The following is a 22,016-nucleotide window of genomic DNA, read 5'->3' on the forward strand; positions in this document are numbered from 1 at the left end:
AATACGTAATTCTGAAGGCCATACGGCTAACAGGCGGCGGTTCGCCGCAAGGCACCGAGATCTGTACTGAGAATCGACTTTCGGAACGTGCGAAGAAGCTGCTGGTCGAGTTTGTTACCCATTTCCGACATGATGGAAAATGCCTGCCGTGGACTGTAGCTGTCCTTGTAGGCGCGTTTTTCGGTCAACGCTGAATAGATGTCGACGATCGTGACCATGCGAACCGAATCCGGAATGCTCTCTTCGCTGAGGCCGTCAGGGTATCCTGAGCCGTCGAGCATTTCGTGATGCCAGACGGCCATGTCGACCACATCCTTTGGAACTTCCTTGCGTCCACGTAGTATTTCCTGGCTGAAACGTGGGTGTTTGTTGACCAGATCGCGTTCCTCGGCGTTTAGTTTTGCCGGTTTGTCGAGGATCGACAAGGGTATCCTGACTTTGCCGAGATCGTGGACAAGTCCGCCAAGACCCAGCATGTATTGCTTCTGTTCAGGCAGGCCGAGAGCTTTTGCGAAACTGACTGCATGTCCCGTCACCATCATGGTGTGGCAATAGGTGTGACTGTGGTGCTGCTGAACGGCGGAAAGCCAATTGTCGAGCCCTTCAGTGCATATCGTGTTGGTAATATCCACTGCACTTCTTGCAAGTTTGGGGACAGGAAGAGGCGCATCATTCAGGATCGCCTGTGACATCTGATCGAGCGCAGAGCAGGCGGTATTGACTGCACTTCCAATCTGGCCGGAACACTCCGTTCCCAAATTCGGTTTCGCGTAATTGCCGAGCAATTCGCGAAGTTTGACCAGCAATGAGGAGAAATCGTCCCTGTGCACCAGGTTGTAAATGCCGAGTTCCCGCGCCTGAAACACCTGATGGCGGCTCTTGGTGTCGAGAACACAAAGCTTTTCCAAAATTGGAGTGTTACTGAGACTTTTGAGCCGACTGAGACTGTTGCGCGTCATGTTTCCGAGATCGACGACGAGCAACGCAGGGCTTTCGAAGGAAAGGGACTGAAGATTGTCGTAAGACACCAACTCGGCCGGATAAACGGCGGTGATCTGCAATAATTGCTGCGGAACAGACCTTGGGTTCTCAGCTGCAATAAAAACTCGTTTCATGAAAAACTACTTGTTCCGCGAGAAATACCGGACATTTTTTGTATTCTGTTTTCGTAAAAAAACAATTAGTGGAGTTAAAGCTTCTGAGAGTGCCGATTTATTATTGATCTGCCCAAGCTGGAGCCTTTCCTTTATCTGTATACTTGTCAAAATTGCCTAATATGGGTGTTCTTATACTTCATTTATTCAATTTTTTTGGTTGCGGTGCAGCAAATTGAGTTGTGCCTTTGACGAAAGGTTTTCCTGTCGAATGGCTGCCGCCGCTCAATGTGGGCGGTGACCATTTCCTTCGTTTGCTACAATCACGCGAAGGCGGCTCGTCTGAAATGAGGCAACCGCGTTATGCCGAAATTCAATGTCAGGCACCTGCTCATTTCGTGTGTATCAAACCCAAAGATTTTTCGCTTCTTAAGCAGATCCAGATCCCGAAATGAACGATTCCGAGCAGAAGGGGACGCGAATTCTCGTTTAAAATGAATGCATTCAAAAAAATGAAACGTTTCATATTGACGTATCCCAAGACCCGTGTTTTGCTTAATCAGCCAATTCGCCTCAGCAGCCCGAGGTGAAAAGGCGTTACCTTTTTTGGGAGGAAAATCATGAAGTTATTGAAAATCGCTGCCGCGGCAGCGACCGGTCTCGCTTTGCTTGCTGGAACCGCTCAAGCCGATGACAAGCCGGTTGTAGGCCTCATCATGAAGTCTCTCGCCAACGAGTTTTTTCAAAACATGATGGCCGGTGCTCAGGCTCATGAGGAAAAGCGCGGCGACTACAAATTGCTGGCCGTTGGAATGCAGAATGAGACAGATTTTGAATCGCAGATCAATGCGGTCGAAAACTTCATCACCCAAGGTGTTGATGCGATCGTGGTGGCACCTGCAGATTCCCGCGCAATGGTTCGCCCTTTGAAGAAGGCGATGGAAGCCGGCATTGTTGTCGTCAACTTTGACGTGGCCCTGGATACAGAGGCCAAAAAACAGCAAAATGTTGAACTGGCCTTTGTCGGGCCGGACAACCGCGGTGGAGCAAAACTGGCTGGCGACGCGCTGGGCAAAAAACTGGGTGCCGGCGGCAAGGTTGTCATCATCGAAGGAAATCCCGGTGCGGACAACGCGAACGAAAGACGCCTCGGATTTGAAGCCTCCGTGGCTGAGTTCGAACTTGATCTTCTCGACAGCCGCACCGCTCATTGGGAGACAGAGGAAGCAAATTCCGTGTTTTCCAACATGCTGACGGCACATCCGGATATTCAAGGTGTAATGGCAGCGAACGATTCCATGGCCATTGGTGTGGTCAAGGCATTGGAAAGCGCGGGGCGCGACGACATCGTCGTGGTCGGTTTCGACAACATTCCCGCCGTCGGGCCGATGATCTCCGATGGACGCATGCTTGCAACCGTCGACCAGTTCGGCACGGACATGGCGGCGAATTCCATCGACCTCGCTCTCGAAGTGGTCAAGGGCGGACCTCAGCTTGAAGGCTGGGTGAAGACCCCGATCGAATTGGTGACCGCGAACTAAGCGATCTCCATGCGCCCCCGCTTGGTCAGCCTTAGGGCGGGGGCGGCTCTTTTTCCAAAGCAAGTTGACTGGACACATTATGGCAGCCGCATCGCTTGCAGCCGTGCCCGATCCGGCCGAGATCCCTGCTTTTCTGTCCGTAGATGGATTGAAGAAACACTTCGGTGGGGTCAAGGCGCTTGATGGGGTCAGTTTCTCGCTCCTGAAGGGTGAAGTGCATGCCCTGGTTGGCGAGAATGGAGCCGGCAAATCCACACTCATCAAAATTCTGTCCGGTGTCTTCCCTTACGATTCCGGCAGCATATCCCTCGCAGGAGAGGATTACCGACCTGCTAACCCGCACGTTGCGAAGGAGCTTGGAGTTCAGGTGGTTCACCAGGAGTTCAATCTGCTGGACCATTTGAGCATTGCTGAAAATATCTCCGTCGAACGGATGCCAACGACCCGTTTTGGCCTTCTGGACAAGCAGGAAATGAACCGGAGGGCAAGGCTGGCGCTTGACGCCATCGGGCTAACGGATGTTGATGTCAAGGCACCGGTCAGTTCTCTTGGCATCGCTCACCGGCAGCTCGTTGAAATTTCACGGGCGCTGCAATGCAAAAGCCAGATCTTGATTCTCGATGAGCCGACCGCAACGCTGACCGAACGGGAAACCAAACGTCTGTTCGATATCATCGCGTCGATCAAGGCTGAGGGCGTTACGGTCGTTTTCGTATCGCATCACCTTGATGAAGTGTTTGCGATTTGTGACCGCGTCACGGTTTTCAGAAACGGCGTCTCCATCGGGACGGATCGCATTTCGGACACCACGCCCGATGGCGTGGTTCAGAAAATGGTCGGCCGGCAGCTGGCTGCAACCACGAACGAAGCAGATCCGGATCGCGTGCCAGGCGAGCTTGCTCTCAGACTTGATGAATTTTGCACGCAAGCAAACCCGAAGGAAATAGGTGTCTCGTTCGATCTCAGTTACGGTGAGATAGTCGGCATCGCAGGGCTTGTCGGTGCCGGTCGGACCGAGATTCTCAGAGGTATCTTCGGCGTTGATCCAATCCGTTCCGGCCGCATTCTTCAGGCCGGCAATGAAGTGCGTTTCAACGGCCCGCGCGACGCGATTGCTGCTGGTATCGGCTTCGTCACCGAGGATCGCAAGGATGAGGGCCTGATCCTTGATATGCCAATTGCCGCGAACATATCGCTCGCCAATATGGGTGCCGTCTCCAGGTCCGGATTGTTGCAATTTTCAGAAGAGAACCGGCGCTCACGCGATGGCGGCGCGAGGTTGAAACTCAAATACGGCAGAATATCCGATGCGGTGTCCAGTCTTTCAGGCGGCAATCAGCAAAAGGTCGTTCTCGCCAAGTGGCTCGCGCGCAATCCGAAAGTGCTGTTGCTGGACGAGCCGACCCGCGGCGTTGACGTCGGTGCCAAAGCCGAGATCTACGCAATCTTGAAAGAGTTGGCACGAGAAGGCGTCGCTTTGCTTGTGGTGTCCTCCGAGATGCCAGAGCTGATGACGCTTGCTGACCGGATACTTGTTCTTGCCGAACATGAAATCCAGGGAGAGCTCACGCGTCCCGAATTCTCAGAAGAAAACATCCTGAAGCTGGCTTATGGCCAGGCCCGGCAGGCCGGAGGACAGAAGCAATGACAACGCAGACCCTTTCAGAAACCATGCCAAAACCCACAAGATTTTCCGTGCGCAACGTTCTGCAAAATGCGGGCATCGGCCTCGCGCTGCTGGCGCTCATTCTCTTCTTCTCAGTGTTCACAGAACACTTCCTGACACCGAACAACATCACCAATATTCTGACCCAGATTACCATCAACCTGGTGCTCGCCGTCGGTATGACCTTTGTCATTCTCATAGGGGGGATTGATCTTTCCGTGGGGTCGGTGATGGCGTTTGCAGCAGTTGTTGCTGGAAAGGCGATTACGTTGCCGGGCTTTGGTCCTGCAGAGGCAATCGCGCTGGCAATCGTCGCAGCAACGTTAACCGGTGTTGCCTGCGGAATGATCAATGGTGTCATCAGCGCCTATTGGGCTTTGCCGTCCTTCATTATTACCTTGGGAATGCTCAACATTGCCCGTGGAGCGGCGCTGCAGGTCTCTGACGCTCAGACCATCTATTCGTTTCCCTATGCTTTCGAGGAATTCGGCTCCGCCATGATCTATGGCGTTCCCGTGGTGTTCCTGGTTGCGCTTTTCCTGGTTCTTGTTGCCTGGTTCGTGCTGAACTTCACAGTGTTCGGACGACTTCTTTATGGCATCGGCAACAATGAAGAAGCCGTTCGCCTCGCCGGGCACTCGGTCTATTGGTACAAGGTTGCGGCCTTTACCATCTGCGGTTTTACCGCCGGAATTGCCGCGATCGTCTATATGGCCCGCTTGAATATTTCCAGTCCGATTGCCGGTATCGGTTTTGAGCTCAACGCAATCGCCGCCGTCATTATCGGAGGCACAAGCCTCAGTGGCGGGCGGGGATCGGTCATCGGTACATTGCTGGGGGCCTTCATCATCGGGGTTCTTGCGAACGGGCTTATCTTGATCGGACTGTCAGATTTCATGCGCCAGATGATTACGGGCGTTGTCATCATCGTTGCCGTCGTTCTCGATTACTACCGTGCAAAGTACACCTCGAAATGAAACGGACAGCCCTATTGAATCGACATCTGAGCGAACTGGTCGCCTCGCTTGGTCACATGGACGAAATCATTGTCGCAGACGCGGGTCTTCCTGTTCCTCAAGGCGTCAGAGTTATTGACCTTGCTGTCAGTGAAGGTGTGCCGGGTTTTCTGGACCTCCTCAAGGCGTTGCGCACCGAACTTGTGATCGAAAGTGCCATATGGGCGGAAGAAGCATCGGCTGAGATGTCTGCCCTCATGCAAGAGGAAATCAATCAGTGGTCTTTGGAGACCCGGCAGGATGTCACGATTTCGCGCTTGTCTCATGTAGAGCTGAAGCGCAGGTCGGGTCAGGTTCAGGCGATCATCCGCACCGGTGAATTTACACCTTACGCCAACATACTCCTGACGAGCGGGGTCCCGTTTTGAAACCTGTAGCAGTTGTCGGCAGCGTGAATATCGATCTGGTCAGCTATCTTGATCGTTGGCCGGACGTTGGTGAAACCGTTGCGGTTCGTGAAACCACGTCTTCTCTTGGTGGAAAGGGTGCCAATCAGGCCGTAGCTTCGGCACGGCTCGGTGCCGACGTCGCTCTTGTGGGGGCGATTGGCGGCGACGGCTTTGGCCAGGATGCCAAATCGCAGCTTTCTCGATCCGGTGTTCGCTCTCGCCTGAGTGAAATCCCAAATGTTTCGACCGGTCTTGCGTTTATCGATGTCGGGCCGGACGGTAACAACATGATCCGTCTGTCCGGCGGTGCAAATCGATCTGTTTCGGCGGCGCAAGTGGCGCTTCATGCAGAAGTCATCCGAAAAAGTGGTGTGCTTCTGCTGCAAAACGAAATCGGATTGCCAGCGTCTTTGGAAGCTGCGCGTATCGCGCGCGCAGCTGGATCTCTTGTGATCATGGACCCGGCTCCCGCGCCGGACCCTGCGTGGAAGCAGGAGATATTCACCTCTTTCGACGTTCTCACACCGAATGCGCACGAAGCCGGACTGTTGCTGGGCGCGCAGCCGAAAACGCTGGAGGACGGCGAAAGGGCCGCTTTGTCGCTTGGGAAAATGGGGTTGCGCGGTGCCATCGTGACAATGGGCGATCTCGGAGTTTCCTGGTCATTCGACGGAACTCAGGGATCGCTGCCCGCGTTCAAGGTGAAAACCATTGATACGGTTGCCGCCGGCGACTGTTTTAACGGTGCGCTTGCAACCTGCCTGGCGGAGGGGGCGTCCATGAGCGATGCTATCGCCTTCGCACTGCGTGCGGCCGCGATCGCGACGACACGCAAGGGAGCCTCGCTTTCACTTCCGACCCGCTTGGAGCTGGAGAACTTCCGCGACCCGGTCTTCGCCTGAATTTAAGGCGGCGCTTGATTGGCAGGCTCAGGAATGCTTCAAGGAAAGAAGGGGTTAAGGAGTGCTGCGGGAAATGCCAACGATCAAAGACGTCGCCAGGAAGGCCGGGGTGTCCGTTGGTACTGTTTCGCGTGTATTGGCCAAGAACGAGACTGTTAAGCACCCGCTCAGGCTGAAGGTGCAGGCTGCGATGAAGGAGCTTGACTACAAGCCCAATCTCGCCGCACGCGCACTGCGCACCAACAGTATCGATGTCATTGGTCTTGTCGTGCCTGACATCACCAATCCGTTTTTTGCCCAACTCGCCAAGAATATCGAAATGGAGGCGGCCAAACGCAGCCACTCCGTGATGGTTGCCAACTCGCATGACGATGCCGATACGGAGAAGACGCAGATTGCTGCACTCCTCGACAGAGCCGTTTGCGGTGTCATTGTTGTTGCAACAGCGGATGGGCGCAGTCTTGATGCGACCGATGTGCCGATTGTTTCACTGGACCGACGTTTCGGGGAATTTCCGCTGATAGCCACGGATCACTTCGACGGTTCTCAAAAAATCGCGGACCATCTTCATGCACTTGGCCACAGAAGGATCGCCTATATCGCAGGTCCTTTGAGCATGGACGTTGCCCGGAGCCGGCGCGCGGGTTTCGTCAGCCGTATCAAAGCTCTTTCCAGATCTGGGGATCCCATGGAACTGACGGTTTTCGAGGGGCAGTTCGACTACGATTCAGGCGAAGAGCTTGGCCGTGAGATCCTCAGCCAGACGTCGGTCAATGAGCGGCCGACAGCCATTGCCGCAGCCAGCGATCAGCAGGCCATAGGTGTTCTTCGCTGTGCACGGGATCTGAAGCTTGACGTTCCGGCAGATCTGTCAGTGGCCGGGTTCGACGATATCACTTTGGCTTCGTTGGTGGTTCCGAGACTGACGACCCTTCGTCAGCCGATTGAAGCGCTTGCCGTTTCGGCAATTGAACAGATTTTTGAGTCAAAGGCCTCGTTGAAAGACATGGCAATCGCAGGCGATGTTGTCGAACGGGAATCAACCGGGCCGGTCCCTGCCGGGACTTGAGAAACACTTCGTTGGTCGCGGTCTCAACTTGCAAACAGCAACGCACTCCCGGCAATCACCAGCCCGGCTCCAGCCCAGGCCCCAAGCGCGGGAGCTTCCTTGGTGCGCCACCACATCATCGGCAAAAGAAGTGCCGGGGTTGTCGCTGACAGGGTTGCAATGATGCCGACGTCTCCTCCAGAGAGCGCAAACAGAATGAGCGTCATGCCGACACCCATGCCGAGGAAACCGGAGAGAGCGACCACACCGACCACAGGAAGCGTGAACTTTCCGGCAGGCTTTACCCAGGAATAGGGCAGCCTGGATAACAGAACCAGGCCAAGCGCGGCCGTCCCGACCCGTAGGCTGGACGCCGCCACCGGATCTACCCCTGCCTCCATGATCGGGCGAGCGATCAATGATCCGATTGATTGAGAAAGAGCAGCGGCCAGGCCGAGAAGGACCCCAATCCAGAGTGGCCCCTTGATGCTTTCCCATTTGTGCAGTTGTGATTTCCTCTTGCCGAAGCGGATGGCCAGAAGGACCCCCAGAAAAATCAACCCGATCCCGGATATCTGAAGAAAGGTGAGGTCTTCGTTCAGAAGCAACCAGCCGAGAATGGCCGACATGGGAGCGTTCAGGGAAAACAGCATGGCAGTCCGCCGTGGCCCCATCCGATTGAGCGTCAGGAAGAGGGCGGTATCACCCATGAAGATCCCGACAAATCCGGACAGGATGAGCGGCAAAAGATGGTCGTTGCCAATGGAACCCCAGCCATTGGTCAGGGCCACCCAAAGACACAACATGATGGTGACGAGCAGCATGCGTGTTGTGTTGAAGGCGATGGCGCCGAGATGCTGAGCCGGGGCTGCCGACAGAAGGCCGGTAAGCGCCCAGAGCGCAGCGGCACCTAGCGCGGCGGCTTCGTAAATATACACTGCTCAGATCTGCCGGAATTCTTCCGGAAGGTCCGGTGTCTTGCCTGTCCAGGCCGCCTCGAAGAATGCGAATTCAAGTGCGCTCATGTGCCGGAACAAGTGTGCGACCCGATTCTGTTCGTTTGCTGAAAGCGTTGGACCAATCCCGTTCATTTCATCGATGATCCAGTTCACGAACGCTTCAAAGCCCGGTACGGCGTGGAGGTCGATCCATTCCGCGAGATAAAATGCCTGAGGTCTGGGCTTTTGCGCTTCGCGCAGGCCCCAGGTGAGATAGCACCATTCTGCGCATAAAAGGCAGACAAGCCCGTCCGCATACGATCCCTCGCCCGCTGAAGAAACAAGCAGGTCGGCGAACGCCCGGGTTGTTGCCCCTTGTGCCGCAGTTTCATAAGTTGAGGCGGGTACGCCGAGTGCTTTGAAGGATCTGAGGAAATAGTCGTTTTCTTCTGAGGTCAGCAAAGCCAGAAACGCAGAAAGCCGGCTCTTGGACTGCATGCGTGGTGCCTTGGCAACCAGATAGCCGAGTGTCGAGGCCAGATCCGTGACGAAGGTATAGTCCTCAATCAGGTAGCGCGTGTAGGCCTCATCCGGCATTGAGCCGTCACCAATCGCCCGGGTGAATGGATGCTCGCTGGCAGCAGTCCAAAATGGCTCTGCCCGGGCAACCAGCCAGTCTGAGAATCTGGTACCAGGATGCGCGGACTGAAACTGAGGGAATGACCCGTCATATGGCGTGGGCATTGCTGCGCCATGCTCCCTTTTGTGTCGGGAAACTTAATGAAAACGGGCGCTCAATGGCGCCCGTCAAAACAATATCAGGCAGCAGCCTTCTTGGGTGTAATCAGCCCGCGATTGACCAGGACCTCGGCGATCTGGATCGTGTTGAGCGCGGCACCTTTACGCAAGTTGTCGGAGACAACCCAAATGTTCAGGCCATTTTCGACGGTCGCATCTTCCCGGATACGGGAAATGTATGTCGCGTCTTCGCCGGCGGCTTCATAAGGCGTCATGTAACCGCCGTCTTCATGCTTGTCGATGACGAGACAACCGGGAGCTTCGCGCAATATGTTGCGGGCTTCTTCAGCTGTGATCTCGTTTTCGAATTCAATGTTGACGGCTTCCGAATGACCGATGAAGACCGGAACACGTACGGCTGTGCAGGTGACCTTGATGGTCGGATCCAGCATCTTTTTGGTCTCCGCCAGGACCTTCCATTCTTCCTTGGTGTAGCCGTCTTCCATGAAGACGTCACAATGGGGAATGACGTTGAAGGCGATCCGCTTCGGATACTTGTTCGGCTCGATCGGATCGTTCACGAACACAGCGCGGGTCTGGTTGAACAGCTCTTCCATCGCTTCCTTGCCAGTGCCGGAAACGGCCTGGTAGGTCGACACCACGATGCGCTTGATCTTTGCATGATCATGTAGCGGCTTCAGCGCCACGACCAATTGCGCGGTAGAGCAGTTAGGGTTTGCGATGATGTTCTTCTTGGTGAAGCCGGCAACGGCATCGGCGTTTACTTCAGGAACGATCAGCGGAACTTCCGCGTCGTAGCGCCAGGCTGAGGAGTTGTCGATGACCACACAGCCCTTGGCCGCAATTTTGGGTGCCCATTCCTTGGAAACACTTCCGCCCGCAGACATCAGGCAGATGTCGGTATCGGAGAAGTCGTAGTTTTCCATGGCCTGAACTTTCAGCGTTCTGTCGCCGAAAGACACTTCCGTACCTTGGGAGCGGCGTGAGGCAAGCGCCACGACGTCGTCTGCGGGAAACCCACGTTCGTCCAGAATGTCCAGCAGTTCGCGGCCAACATTGCCGGTAGCGCCTGCAATTGCGATCTTGAAACCCATTTCGACTTGTCCTTGTCCGTCTCCCCGCTTTACCGGCTCGTCCCTTCCAGATGGGCGTCGCCGGCTCCCGGCGCCTCCCATCCCCGGGGAGGCGGGACGAGCGGCACCGTTAAGCGGTGGTCTTGGTTGTCTTTGTTGTGCGTTTAAGTGCGGTTGCGGCATGCGTCACTGTCTCGCCGCGCATGAAGGTCACGCTGGCAAGGGCCTGAGACATCGTATCCAGAATGTCGGCTTTCAGCCGGGTCATTGGTGCTCGCAATCGTCAAAACTTGAGACGGCGGTGTTTTTGCCCGGAATTCCTGGTGAGTCAACAAGGAATTCGATGGACGCGCGGGATTGGTTACGCCTGATGCCTCGAAGCAGCGATGAATGTCAGGTTGCACTTGCAAAGCTTCGATAAATCAAGATATCATGAATTATGGATATAAATGGAGCTGTGAGCGCCTTTGGTGCGCTCAGCCAGAAAACGAGGCTTGATGTCTTCCGGCTTTTGATTGCCGCCGGACCGGAAGGCATGAGCGCCGGTGACATTGGTGAAACACTTGGTGTCCGCCAGAACACGATGTCGGCAAATCTGTCTGTCCTGCTGCAAGCCGGATTGGTGCGCAACACGCGTGAGGGGCGCACGGTTCGCTATTTTGCGGACCTAGGAGGCACCAGTGCTCTCCTGACGTTCCTGATGTCGGATTGCTGCGGCGGTCATCCTGAACTTTGTTCGCAGGTTATTGAATCGATCACCTGCAGAAAATCTTGAATATTGCTCTAGGAGGAACCCATGCCGGACGGTGTCTATAATGTTTTGTTTCTTTGTACCGGCAATTCGGCGCGGTCGATTCTGGCCGAGGCAATCTTGAACCGGGACGGCCGGGGAAAATTCAAAGCTTTTTCGGCAGGTTCCCAGCCCGCAGGCATTGTCCGGGCCGAAGCTCTGGAACTCTTGAAGAAGCTCAACTTCAAAACCGAGGATTTCAGGTCGAAGGACTGGAGCGAATTTGCCGAACCCGGTGCGCCTGAGATGGATTTCGTTTTCACCGTGTGTGACAACGCTGCGAAGGAAACATGTCCGGTTTGGCCCGGTCAGCCGATGTCCGCTCACTGGGGAGTGCCCGACCCGGCCGCAATGAGGGGCAACGAAAGCGAGCGGCAATTGGCCTTCAGCGACACGTTCCGCATGCTGAACAACAGGATTTCGATCTTTATCAATCTGCCGATGTCTTCGTTAGACAAAATGTCCTTGCAGAAGAAACTCGAAGAGATCGGCAAGTCGGACGGTTGACACCCGGCTTGCCGGAGGACGGTACCATAGCCTAACCCTGCGGGCTGCTTCAGGTGCCAGCCTCTTTGCCCGCAGGCTCGCTTCGCAGTGTCAGCAGCGCAATAACAAGCGCGGTCAGGGCACAGGCTGCAACAGCGCCCACGAGCGGCAGCGCCGTCCGGTCAAAGAACGGGCTGCAGATCAGGATCATGATACCACCGGCAACCATTTGAAACGTCCCCCCGAGGCTTGATGCCATGCCCGCATGCTCGCCATGGTCTTCAAGAGCCATGACCATTGTCGGGGCGATCACTTGACCGAGGCAGGAATTGCCGATGAACAAGAGCGCCATCAGCACCCAGAGATCATCAAACCCGGCCCAGACAAGAACGAAAAGCAAGGACGTCGCAGCGGCGAAACCGAAGACGGCGACCAGCGCTACCCGGCCCATGCCGAAGCGTTGCCCAAGCGAAGCGGCGAACTGTGAAGAGGCAAAAAACCCGATGGCATTGACTGCAAACACCAGACTGAAAGTTGTCGGTGTCAGACCGTACTGCGTCATGTAGACAAGCGGTGCCGATGCGATGAACACAAAGAAGCTGGCGAGCGAGAAGCCGCCGATAAGGGTGAGGCCCATGAACTTACCGTCGCGAAGCAGGTAGACCGTACTTCGGATCATGGCCACGGGGTCGATCCGCGCGCGTCGGTTATCAGGCAGGGTTTCCGGCAACAGAAAGGCCATCTGCACCATCGCGGCCAAGGAGATCAGGGCAAGGGCGTAGAATATCAGGCGCCAGCTGCCGAACTGTATGATCATGCTGCCCGTGAGAGGCGCAAGCATGGGCGAAATGCTGATGACCAGCATGACGAGTGCCATCAGTTTCGTTGCTTCCGTGCCTGTGTGAAGGTCACGGACAACCGCGCGAACGATCACCATCGGTGCAGCAGCTCCAAGAGCCTGGACAAACCGGCCAAGCGTGAGCATGGAAACATCACTTGCCATCGCGCAGAGAATTGAACCGATGATGAAGATCACAAGCCCGAGAAACACAGGCGGTTTGCGGCCGAAGCGGTCTGCAAGGGGACCATAAAAAAGCTGTGCTACTCCAAATGCGATGAAATAGACCGTGAAGGTCATATGGGCCGCAGCATCATCTGTGTTCAGGCTCTGCACGATTTCAGGCATTGCCGGAAGGTAAAGGTCAATCGCAAAAGGACCGACCGCAGCCAATAAGCCCAGCACCACGGCCGAGCGCGCAAATCCGATTTGCATTTAATTGTCCGAATGTTTGCGCCTGAAGCGCCGAAAAGTGGGAAGCCGCGAGGGTGGTTGAATTGCGTCTGATTGTCCAGCTCTTTCTGCGCAAGACATGCTTGCAATCGCGTTTCCGGCTTTGCCCGGATGTCACAAAACCTTCATGCAACTGTCACCGATCTTGCAAGGATGGCAACTAGCTTTCGCGCACCTTCAACCCAAATATTTCTATGGGAGCTCGTGCAATGGCGAACCTTCGCGGACGTTTTTTGAAAGGCGTCAGTCTCGCTGTGCTGTTCGGTATCGGAGCCGTTTCCTCCGCTCAGGCCGACTATTTCGAACGGATTAATTCCTACCCGGTCTACAAGACTTTGCCGGAGGGTGCAGACAAGGCAACGGAGACCGTTGCTGAAATCATCTACGCATCCAAAGACGGCCGTACACTTGCGTTTACAGACAGCCCGGGTGAGGCGATTGTTTTCATCAATGCAGCCAATCCGCTCAATATTCAACGGATGGCGAGGGTTGCACTGGAGGGTGAGCCAACGTCCGTCGCCATGGGTGACGGCACTGCCTATGCAGGTGTGAACACAAGTGAAGATTTCATCAATGCGTCAGGGCATCTTGCCGTGATCGCGCTTGACGGCATGGGCATTACCGCAAAATGCGATGCCAAGGGCCAACCGGACAGCGTTGCAATTTCACCGGATGGAAAGTTCGTTGCGGTTGCGATCGAAAACGAACGCGACGAAGACCTGAATGATGGTGTCATCCCTCAAATGCCTGCGGGTCATCTGGCAATCTTCGACCTTGACGAAACCGGTGCGCCAACGAACTGCGATGCGGTTCGGATCGTGGACCTGACGGGCCTTGCTGAAGTTGCTCCGACAGACCCGGAGCCGGAATTCGTGTCGATTAATGCAGACAATCAGGCCGTCGTCACGTTGCAGGAAAACAATCATCTGGCGGTGGTCGATCTGGCATCCGGCAAGGTTCTTGCGCACTTTTCTGCCGGTGCTGCTTCGGCAGAAAACATTCCCGTTGCAAAAGCCCTCATGAGCGATGCTTCCGGTAATAATGAAAATGTCGCCCGCGAACCGGACGCGGTCGCCTGGATTGACACAGAGCGTTTCGTTACTGCCAATGAGGGCGATTACGAAGGCGGTTCCCGCGGCTTCACCATTTGGAACACCAAGGGAGAAGTCCTGTTCGACAGCGGCAATCAGATGGAACATCTGGGCATGGCACATGGCCATTATCCGGCGAAACGTGCCCACAAGAAGGGCACTGAGCCGGAAGGTGTTGCAGTCGGTGTCTTCGGCGGTGAAACCCTGATTTTCGTAAACTCCGAACGCGGCAATTTTGTCGCCGTATATAAAGATACCGGCGGGGAGCCTGAGTTCGTCCAGCTGCTGCCGACGCATGTTGGTCCGGAAGGTCTTCTGGCAATCCCGAACCGTGATTTATTTGCGGTTGCCAACGAAGTTGATGAAGACGGTGTGCGGTCGCACATCTCGCTCTATCAGTTTGGCGCAGATGCGCCATCCTACCCATCCATCGTTTCCGCCAGAGATCCTGAAAAAGGAGCTCCGATCGGCTGGGGCGCACTCTCTGCTCTGGCGGCTGATCCGCAGGATGCCAACACGCTTTACGCGGTTAGCGACAGCTTTTATGACGATGCCCGCATCTACACGCTGGATATCGCAACCCAACCGGCACAGATTGTCTCCTACGTTACGGTGACGGGCTTCGTTCAGTCGCGGCTGGACCTGGAAGGTATTTCGGTTTCGAAAGACGGCGGGTTTTGGCTTGCCTCTGAGGGGCATCCTGAAAAAGACCGCCAGCACCTTTTGTTGAAAGTCAGTGCCAACGGTGCTGTTGAAGAAGAGATCACGTTGCCGCAGTCGCTGGTCGAGCAGGCCAAGCGCTTTTCTTTTGAAGGCGTTGCCGAGTTCGAGATGGACGGTCAAACGCTTGTCGCAGTTGCCGTTCAGCGGGAGTGGAACGACGACCCGGAAGGACATTCCAAGATTGCGATCTACAATCCTTCTGACAAGTCCTGGGGGTTTGTCCACTATCCGCTGGACGCGCCAAGAAGCGCTGCAGGCGGCTGGGTCGGCCTGTCAGAGATTGTCTCTCTGGAGGACGGCAAATTCGCCATTCTGGAGCGTGACAACAAGGGCGGGGAAGATGCCGCCATCAAGCAGATCACAACGGTGTCTCTTGAAGGTGTTACGCCTGCCAAACATGGAGAAGAATTGCCGGTCCTGAAGAAGCAGTTCGCGGTTGACCTCCTTCCGGCAATGTCGTCAAGCAAGGGGTGGATTTTGGACAAGCCCGAAGGCCTGACGATTACGGCCGATGGCCGCCTCATTCTGGTGACGGACAATGACGGCGTCGATGATGCACCGGGTGAAACACAGCTGATCGACCTGGGTCCGGCGAGCCGACTCAACTGATTGAGCCTTAAGGTCTCCCAAGACCGACCTGAGGACCCGGCGGTATTCTGACCGCCGGGTTCTTGCTTTTTAATGGCCGCCTGATCGGCTCCGCGGCCAGCAAGGCCAAAATGGAAAAATTGAGCCTGTTTCGAATTCATTGGTAATTTCGAGCTAATTTTCTTGTCATCTAGTTCCAGATGATTCGCGAGACTTCCGATGACAATCAGAAAAAGACTTTTTGTGCTGGTAATCGTTTTGACAGTGCCAATCGTCTTTTGTGCAGCCTGGATCATACTTTCCGCCTATTCGGACCTTGAACGGGACAAGGTAAAGCTGGCCAGTTTGCCGGCCCTTGAGACGGTCTGGCAGGCCGGGATCAGGCAAGGAGCCACAGAACTCCCGAGCGACGTTCTTGCCAGCTATCCGGCATGTGCGCCTGAAAAGGCGGCAGGCTCAGCTGCAAAAGCACTTTCCAATGCGCACAAAGTCATAGACTGCGTCGGTGACGAAGCGGATCTTGCCGCAAACACGGTTCAGACCACGAACTTGCTGGCCGAACTCGTGTCAGGACAATTGTCCGATCTGGTCGTGCGTACGGCTGCAGTTGTACGCAACAGCGAGAATGTTGCGAAAAAAACCGAACTCAGCCATCTGGATTCCATGTCCGTTCTGGTCGGGGCCGGTCAATTCAAGGTGCTCGCGGATCAGATCAGTGCCATTTCCAAGACAGGCCCCGGTGCGGTTGAGGAAGGCAAGGAAACTGCCTTCAGCAAGGCGGCGCAAGCCTACCGCCAGGCAAACGGCAAATTCCAGGGAGCGCTTGCAAAAGTCGCATCCAAGGTCGGGCAGGGCGCTGACGGTACGACGCTTGATCTGCAGCCGGTTCGGGACAGATATACAGCCTTCCTAAGTGCGATTGACGGTCTGCACAAGGTGAGCCATAGCCAACTTTCCGCGCAGCTCCAGTCCACGGTGAGCGACCTTTGGATGCGGATGTGGGGGTTGCCGGTGCGCTTTGCCTGGTGTTTGTGGTTGCGTTCGGAACATCCTGGTACTTCGGCAGATCAATCCTTCAGTGCATCGAGTCTCTCAACAGTTCCATTCGAAACCTGGCCGATTCAGATGGTGTGGAGAGTGAATTGCCGTTCTCCTACGGCCATACGGAGATTTCAGATATCGCCCGCGCAGTAGGCTACTATCGAGACAAGACCATTGAACTGACCAAGGAGCGTCAGCGGCAGGAAGGTCAGGCTGCAGCGGACCGTCAGCAACGTATCGACGAATTGATAGCTGCCTTCAAGACGCGTATGGCCGCGTTGCTGAAAGATGTCGATGAAGCCCTTGGGGATATGCAGAGCACGTCCGGCGCGCTAAAGGGCGTTGCGCAGAATGCTGATCAAAAGGCGCGGGACACTGCAGCGGCCTCTTCCGGCGCATCTGAAAATGTCGACGCGGTGGCAAGTGCTGCAGAAGAGCTTGCCAACGAAATCACTGCCATCAGTCAAAAAGCGCATGATGTGACGGAAATTGCGCAGACGGCGAACGAAAATGCGTCAGCGGCGAATTCTGAGATTGAGAGCCTTTCGGAAATCTCCAACGCCATCGGCGACATCGTTTCGATCATCAATGCGATTGCCGACCAGACCAACTTGCTTGCGCTCAATGCAACGATCGAAGCCGCGCGGGCGGGAGAGGCTGGAAAAGGGTTTGAAGTTGTCGCGGGCGAAGTCAAAACGCTGGCCGGTCAAACGGCATCCGCGACGGACCAGATCACCGAGCAGGTGTCGCTTGTCCAGCAAAGGACGGTCCGCGTTGTGGATGCGATCCAGAAGATTATCTCCGATATCGGTGACGTTACCAACCATACGACCCAGATCGCAGCGGATCTGGAAACGCGGCGGCAATCCACCGACGACATCAAAGGAAATGTTCTTCAAGCTGCAGAGCAGACACGATCCGTGGTTGAGGACATGGCCGGTGTAGAGGCTATCGCCGAACAATCAAGCGACGCCGCCGCCGATATGGGGCGCCGGACAGGTGATGTCGTCAAGCGAACCGAAGAATTGCGCGAGGAAGTGCATGCTTTCCTGGCGGAGGTTGCTGCTGCTTGATGCAAATCGACTGAGGTCCGATAGCAAGCCGTTGCGGCGGCAGTCAGTCCACGGTCTTCTATTGCGTCTTGATCAAAAGGCCGCCTAGAGAGGCCGTGACTACTGAGCTTGCCTACCCGCAGTCAGAACGTGCAAGGCCAACAGGCCGGCATTACCGGCAGCGGCGGCGTGATGCAGGTCCTTTGGCTTCAGGTGAAATCGATTGGTGGAGCCGCGTTGAAACGCAATCGGGCTGACTCTTCAGAAATTCTCGAGCTTTTTCCCAAAAAGCGATCGCCTGATTGAGCCTTTCGCCTGGAACCTCAAACACATTGATCAGCGTTACAGCAGTTTCAGGATCTGCGTCTGGATTGAAATAAACCCGTCGCGACCGCTAGCATCGTGAGATTGAGCGTTTTGCGTGAAAGGTGAACGGACATTGGCTTCTCTATTATATAGTAAGCTATGTTTATTTACATAGTGTGCTATGTACCGTATATGCGTGGGATGGGCTTTGAAAAGGAAACGTCTGCGGGATATCTCGCCAATCATATGGCCCGGTTGTTCGCAGCCGGACTCCAACGCCGTATCAAACCTCTTGGATTGGCGCCGGGCCAGTTTCCGGCCTTGCTAGCGCTTTGGTCAAGAGAGGGAAGGACACAAAAGGAACTGGTGAGCCTTCTGGATATCGAACAGGCTACCCTTGCCAACACTCTTGCGCGGATGGAACGGGACGGGCTGATTCAGAGGAGACCGAGCGAAGAAGATGGTCGTGTGCAGAAAATTTTTCTGACAGAGGCTGCCAAGGTTCTAGAGGCACCTGCCATAGAGGCCGCGTTGGCGACCAACAAGGCAGCGTTGTCAGGTTTGTCCGGCGAGGAGCAGATCCAGTTTTTGAAACTGATGCGCCGGGCGATTGCTGGATTGCAAAAGGCTGAAGACGCGCCTTCATGAGTGCTAGCCTGCTTGGCCTTTTTGGCGTTTCATTTCTTGCAGCAACTCTGCTGCCCGCACAGTCCGAGCTTGGTCTTGCCGGATTGATTGCACTTGGTCAGGACCCTGTGCCTCTTCTTGTTTTCGCAGCAAGTCTCGGCAATACGCTGGGGTCCGTCGTCAACTGGTGGCTGGGAAGAGGCATAGTGCATTTTTCGAATGCCAAATGGTTTCCTGTGAAGGCTGACAGTTTGAGCCGGGCAACCACGTGGTATCATCGTTATGGGCGATGGAGCCTGCTCCTGAGCTGGGCGCCAATCGTCGGCGACCCGCTGACCCTGGCCGCCGGAGTTCTGAAAGAACCGTTCTGGAGTTTCTTCATCCTGGTCGCGATTGCCAAGACAGCGCGCTACATCATCGTCGCCTTTTTGACCCTGCAAGCACTCTCATAATGCTCGCCCGCGCGAGAACAAAAAAGTGGCGGGTCAAAAGCCGCCGAACAAGCTTGCGAGAACAATAATCGCAACAAGCGCGACAAACGGAACGATGACTGCTGTGACGAAAATATCGAGATAGCTGTCCTTGTGAGTCAGTTTTGCAATTCCGAGCACCGTGATCACAGCACCATTGTGCGGCAAGGCATCCAAGGCGCCGGATGCAACGGAGGTCACCCGGTGCATGGCTTCAAGTGAGGTCCCAGTCGCATTGGCCATGGCGACGAATGTGCTGCCCAGAGCATCCAGGGCAATGCTCATGCCGCCCGACGCCGAACCCGTCAGTGCGGACAGCGCAGTTACGGACATAGCGACCGAAACCAGTGGATTGCCATCGCTCAGCGACATCAGGCCGTCCGTGACCTCGCCAAAGGCAGGCAGAGCGGCAATCACGCCGCCAAATCCAACAAGGCTTGCCGTATTGAAGATCGGCAGAACTGCAGCATCTGCGCCCTTGTTCAAGGTCTCTCGAATGTCTGGAAATCGGCGCAAATTGGAGAGTATCAGGAAGAGTATCGAGGCGGTGAGCGCAACCACGATAGCCCAAACGCCGCGAACCGCCTCGATCGAAGTTGCTCCGAAAAGCGGTTCGGCGAGATATGCGGTTTCCAGTCGGGGGACCACAAATTCAACGAACAGGAAATTGACCAGTACAACGATCACGATCGGGGCTATTGCCAAAAGGAAGGGTGGAAGGGTCTGGGTGTCTTGCGTTGCTTCGATTTCGTTGACGTCAAAGCCTTCATTTTGCGCTTGAGCCCGCATGACCGTGTCGGGTTCGGGCAAGCCGTCATCGTGATTTCCATAACCTTCGCCGGCGGCCAAAGCTGCACCGGCCCTGCGATTGAGCCAAAGCATGCCGAGCCCGAACATGATGACGGCCGCGATGATACCAAGGCCTGGGGCGGCGAAGGCCGTCGTACCAAAATATGGCATCGGGATCGCATTTTGAATGGCAGGCGTTCCGGGCAGGGCAGACATGGTGAACGTGAAGGCACCAAGCGCGATTGCACCGGGAATGAGGCGTTTTGGGACAGCCGCATCGCGGAACAACGCGGATGCGATCGGAAAAATGGCAAAGGCCACCACGAACAAGGAAACGCCGCCATAGGTCAGCACCGCACAACAGATAACCACCGCGAGCATCGCATTGCCTATTCCCAGTTTTCCGATGACCCAACGGGCGATCGATTCGGCGGCTCCGCTGTCATCCATGAGTTTGCCGAAAATGGCGCCGAGGAAAAACAAGGGAAAGAACGCCAGGATAAAGTCGGCCGTGTTGATCATAAAAATCTGGGTGAAGGCGGCAAGCGGTGACAGTCCTCCGGACAACACAACCGCAAAGACAGCCATCACCGGAGCCAGCAGCAGAAGCGTGATGCCCCTGAAGGCGAAATACATCAGCAAGCCGAGAGGCAGGAGAATACCGAGCAGCTCAATCATGACTTCTGGAAGTTCCTCTCAGTGCCAGGTTCGAGGTGAGCCGGCTGAAGGCTCTCTTCAAAGAGATCGCGCGGCCGCCAGGTGGTTTCCTTCCCTACCTTTTCGCCGTTCTGGGCGAGCCAGGTGTCTGCCGTCCGATGGCCGAGTTCATGCAGCTTCTCCAGAAAAACCCGTTCAGCATTCAGCTTGCTGGAAGCGCCGTAGTTGCACAGTTCACTTTCCGAGCCGATCATGTGCAGGTGGGCATCACGATATGCCGCCCGGTCCAGGCCTTCATGGTGGATGACCTCCCACAGGAAGCCAACTGAGCGCAATTCCTTGACCAGACTGCCGTTGAACGTGATCTCGTTGAGCCGATTTTCGATTTCAGCCGGTGTTGTTGGGACGCCGGGCCTTTCGAAGGGATTTATCTGCACCAGAATGACATCCCGCGCCTCGGTTTCGTCGATCAGCGGAAAGAGCGGCGGGTTGCCCATGTAACCACCGTCCCAATAAGCTTCGCCGTCAATCTCGACCGCCTTGAACAGGGTCGGCAGGCAAGCCGAGGCCATGACCGCATCGCAGGAAATGTCAGGTTGCCGGAAAATTTTGGGGCGTCCCGTCCGGACATTTGTGGCGCACAAGAACAGTCTTGGAGCTGAGGGCTGATTGATCACGTCAAAATCAAAACACTCAGCAACAACGTCCCGCAATGGATTGATGTCCATCGGATTGAATTGATAGGGCGAAAGCACCCTGCCAAAGATCTGCGATGCAAAATAGGACGGGGAATAGTCCAGCGTCCAACGGCCAAGGAGCTTGTCCATGACGCTTCGGCGGATCGGGCTGTAGCGGGATGTTTCGCTGACAGCGTTCCAGTAGTCCTGGAGTAGTTGTTGCGCGCGTTTCGGACCACCCTCGCACAGTCCCTGGGTCAGCGCGATCGCATTCATTGCACCTGCGCTTGTTCCGGATACGCCCTCAATCTGAAGCCAGTCTTCGTCAAGCAGGCGATCCAGCACCCCCCAGGTGAAAGCACCGTGCGACCCACCACCTTGCAAAGCTACATCGACTTTTACGGGTTTGCGTTTCACGAGAGGCACACGCCTCCTTGTTTGCCTGGTCTAACTATCCGCCAAGTTCGATTAGTAGCAAGTTTGCCCGGTGTCGTCTGCTTCTTAACGCCAATCAAGTTAAACTGCGATTGTGTGACGCATCATGGACAAGTGAAGCAGGCGAGTACTGAAACGTTCGCGCCTGCCTGGGTGCGGGCGCCACGATCAAAAACTCTCGATAAGGTCCCATTTGTTGCCGAACAGGTCTTCAAAAACGGCGACCTTTCCGTAAGGTTCCGTTCTGGGCTCTTCCAAAAAGATGACGCCAGCCGCCAGCATCGCCGCGTGGTCCCGGTCAAAGTCGTCGGTGTTCAAAAATAGAAACACCCTGCCGCCTGTCTGATTGCCGATGGCCTTTTGCTGATCTGGACCATCGGGCTCCGCCAGAAGTATCCGGGTTTCAGAACTCCCTTTGGGTGCAACCAGTACCCAGCGCTTTGTCTCCGAAAGTTTGGTGTCCTCTATGAGTTCAAAGCCAAGTTTTTCAGTGTAGTAGGAGATCGCCTGATCATAATTCGGGACCAAAAGCGCGAGCGCTCCGATACGTTGCTTCATTGCGTTCGA

22 protein-coding genes are annotated in these 22,016 nt (G+C 55.4%); 13 read left to right on the forward strand and 9 right to left on the reverse strand.

Annotated elements, in window-relative coordinates:
* Window positions 1-26: 26 nt before the first annotated feature.
* A complete protein-coding gene (locus ACZ1HV_RS17865; RefSeq protein WP_298985342.1) occupies window positions 27-1,115 on the reverse strand; it encodes an HD-GYP domain-containing protein in 1,089 nt (362 codons plus the stop codon).
* A 599-nt stretch (window positions 1,116-1,714) separates the two neighbouring features.
* Between ACZ1HV_RS17865 and ACZ1HV_RS17870 the strand changes: the two genes are divergently transcribed.
* The 6 genes from ACZ1HV_RS17870 (at window position 1,715) to ACZ1HV_RS17895 (ending at window position 7,677) form a co-directional block, all read left to right on the forward strand.
* On the forward strand, window positions 1,715-2,635 hold the full coding sequence (locus ACZ1HV_RS17870) for a sugar ABC transporter substrate-binding protein (RefSeq protein ID WP_298817249.1): 921 nt from the start codon (window positions 1,715-1,717) through the stop codon (window positions 2,633-2,635).
* Between the two features lie 79 nt (window positions 2,636-2,714).
* Complete coding sequence (locus ACZ1HV_RS17875; RefSeq protein ID WP_472715900.1) at window positions 2,715-4,283, forward strand: sugar ABC transporter ATP-binding protein; 1,569 nt, start codon at window positions 2,715-2,717, stop codon at window positions 4,281-4,283.
* A complete protein-coding gene (locus ACZ1HV_RS17880) occupies window positions 4,280-5,278 on the forward strand; it encodes an ABC transporter permease (protein ID WP_298817244.1) in 999 nt (332 codons plus the stop codon). Before ACZ1HV_RS17875 ends, ACZ1HV_RS17880 begins: the two co-directional genes overlap by 4 nt.
* Window positions 5,279-5,292: 14 nt before the next feature.
* Window positions 5,293-5,685 (forward strand): D-ribose pyranase, encoded by a 393-nt coding sequence (rbsD, locus tag ACZ1HV_RS17885; protein WP_472715901.1) that lies wholly within the window; start codon window positions 5,293-5,295, stop codon window positions 5,683-5,685.
* The gene (rbsK, locus tag ACZ1HV_RS17890) at window positions 5,682-6,608 is read left to right on the forward strand and encodes a ribokinase (RefSeq protein ID WP_298817240.1); all 927 of its coding nucleotides are present in this window, start codon (window positions 5,682-5,684) and stop codon (window positions 6,606-6,608) included. Before rbsD ends, rbsK begins: the two co-directional genes overlap by 4 nt.
* A 73-nt stretch (window positions 6,609-6,681) precedes the next feature.
* Window positions 6,682-7,677 (forward strand): LacI family DNA-binding transcriptional regulator, encoded by a 996-nt coding sequence (locus tag ACZ1HV_RS17895; RefSeq protein ID WP_472715902.1) that lies wholly within the window; start codon window positions 6,682-6,684, stop codon window positions 7,675-7,677.
* A 23-nt stretch (window positions 7,678-7,700) separates the two neighbouring features.
* On the opposite strand, the gene ACZ1HV_RS17900 is transcribed toward ACZ1HV_RS17895, so the two are convergent.
* From ACZ1HV_RS17900 to ACZ1HV_RS17915, 4 genes are all read right to left on the reverse strand, one after another.
* Entirely contained in the window at window positions 7,701-8,594 is an 894-nt protein-coding gene (locus ACZ1HV_RS17900) for a DMT family transporter (protein ID WP_298817236.1), read from the reverse strand.
* A 3-nt stretch (window positions 8,595-8,597) separates the two neighbouring features.
* Window positions 8,598-9,338, reverse strand: a complete 741-nt coding sequence (locus tag ACZ1HV_RS17905) for a TenA family protein (RefSeq protein WP_472715903.1) — start codon at window positions 9,336-9,338, stop codon at window positions 8,598-8,600.
* A 74-nt stretch (window positions 9,339-9,412) separates the two neighbouring features.
* Window positions 9,413-10,447 (reverse strand): aspartate-semialdehyde dehydrogenase, encoded by a 1,035-nt coding sequence (locus ACZ1HV_RS17910; RefSeq protein WP_298985350.1) that lies wholly within the window; start codon window positions 10,445-10,447, stop codon window positions 9,413-9,415.
* A 109-nt stretch (window positions 10,448-10,556) separates the two neighbouring features.
* Complete coding sequence (locus ACZ1HV_RS17915; RefSeq protein WP_298817230.1) at window positions 10,557-10,694, reverse strand: hypothetical protein; 138 nt, start codon at window positions 10,692-10,694, stop codon at window positions 10,557-10,559.
* A 171-nt stretch (window positions 10,695-10,865) separates the two neighbouring features.
* Between ACZ1HV_RS17915 and ACZ1HV_RS17920 the strand changes: the two genes are divergently transcribed.
* Together ACZ1HV_RS17920 and ACZ1HV_RS17925 are read left to right on the forward strand one after the other, a co-directional pair.
* Window positions 10,866-11,201, forward strand: a complete 336-nt coding sequence (locus ACZ1HV_RS17920; RefSeq protein ID WP_298963664.1) for an ArsR/SmtB family transcription factor — start codon at window positions 10,866-10,868, stop codon at window positions 11,199-11,201.
* 21 nt (window positions 11,202-11,222) lie between these two features.
* Window positions 11,223-11,723 carry an arsenate reductase ArsC gene (locus tag ACZ1HV_RS17925; protein WP_298985352.1) on the forward strand — a complete coding sequence of 167 codons (501 nt, stop codon included), beginning with the start codon at window positions 11,223-11,225 and terminating at the stop codon, window positions 11,721-11,723.
* Window positions 11,724-11,772: 49 nt separating this feature from the next.
* On the opposite strand, the gene ACZ1HV_RS17930 is transcribed toward ACZ1HV_RS17925, so the two are convergent.
* Complete coding sequence (locus ACZ1HV_RS17930; RefSeq protein WP_298963668.1) at window positions 11,773-12,975, reverse strand: multidrug effflux MFS transporter; 1,203 nt, start codon at window positions 12,973-12,975, stop codon at window positions 11,773-11,775.
* Between the two features lie 227 nt (window positions 12,976-13,202).
* Here ACZ1HV_RS17930 and ACZ1HV_RS17935 point away from each other — a divergent pair, with 227 nt between their 5' ends.
* The 5 genes from ACZ1HV_RS17935 to ACZ1HV_RS17955 all read left to right on the forward strand — a co-directional run bounded on the left by ACZ1HV_RS17935 (window position 13,203) and on the right by ACZ1HV_RS17955 (window position 18,873).
* Window positions 13,203-15,416, forward strand: coding sequence for an esterase-like activity of phytase family protein (locus tag ACZ1HV_RS17935; RefSeq protein WP_298963669.1), 2,214 nt, complete (start codon window positions 13,203-13,205; stop codon window positions 15,414-15,416).
* Window positions 15,417-15,614: 198 nt separating this feature from the next.
* Entirely contained in the window at window positions 15,615-16,589 is a 975-nt protein-coding gene (locus ACZ1HV_RS17940) for a hypothetical protein (protein ID WP_472715904.1), read from the forward strand.
* The gene (locus tag ACZ1HV_RS17945; protein WP_472715905.1) at window positions 16,538-17,509 is read left to right on the forward strand and encodes a methyl-accepting chemotaxis protein; all 972 of its coding nucleotides are present in this window, start codon (window positions 16,538-16,540) and stop codon (window positions 17,507-17,509) included. The genes ACZ1HV_RS17940 and ACZ1HV_RS17945 overlap by 52 nt, the downstream gene beginning before the upstream one ends.
* A 486-nt stretch (window positions 17,510-17,995) precedes the next feature.
* Window positions 17,996-18,442 carry a MarR family winged helix-turn-helix transcriptional regulator gene (locus ACZ1HV_RS17950; protein ID WP_298817629.1) on the forward strand — a complete coding sequence of 149 codons (447 nt, stop codon included), beginning with the start codon at window positions 17,996-17,998 and terminating at the stop codon, window positions 18,440-18,442.
* Window positions 18,439-18,873 carry a YqaA family protein gene (locus ACZ1HV_RS17955; protein ID WP_472715906.1) on the forward strand — a complete coding sequence of 145 codons (435 nt, stop codon included), beginning with the start codon at window positions 18,439-18,441 and terminating at the stop codon, window positions 18,871-18,873. Before ACZ1HV_RS17950 ends, ACZ1HV_RS17955 begins: the two co-directional genes overlap by 4 nt.
* Before the next feature lie 33 nt (window positions 18,874-18,906).
* Here the strand turns inward: ACZ1HV_RS17955 and ACZ1HV_RS17960 are convergent, their stop codons facing one another.
* The 3 genes from ACZ1HV_RS17960 to ACZ1HV_RS17970 all read right to left on the reverse strand — a co-directional run bounded on the left by ACZ1HV_RS17960 (window position 18,907) and on the right by ACZ1HV_RS17970 (window position 22,007).
* Window positions 18,907-20,358, reverse strand: coding sequence for a GntP family permease (locus ACZ1HV_RS17960; RefSeq protein WP_366142359.1), 1,452 nt, complete (start codon window positions 20,356-20,358; stop codon window positions 18,907-18,909).
* Window positions 20,355-21,431 carry a patatin-like phospholipase family protein gene (locus tag ACZ1HV_RS17965; protein ID WP_298985355.1) on the reverse strand — a complete coding sequence of 359 codons (1,077 nt, stop codon included), beginning with the start codon at window positions 21,429-21,431 and terminating at the stop codon, window positions 20,355-20,357. Before ACZ1HV_RS17965 ends, ACZ1HV_RS17960 begins: the two co-directional genes overlap by 4 nt.
* 186 nt (window positions 21,432-21,617) lie before the next feature.
* Window positions 21,618-22,007 carry a VOC family protein gene (locus ACZ1HV_RS17970; RefSeq protein WP_472715907.1) on the reverse strand — a complete coding sequence of 130 codons (390 nt, stop codon included), beginning with the start codon at window positions 22,005-22,007 and terminating at the stop codon, window positions 21,618-21,620.
* Window positions 22,008-22,016: the final 9 nt, after the last annotated feature.

Source organism: Roseibium sp. JB4-4 (assembly GCF_055693425.1).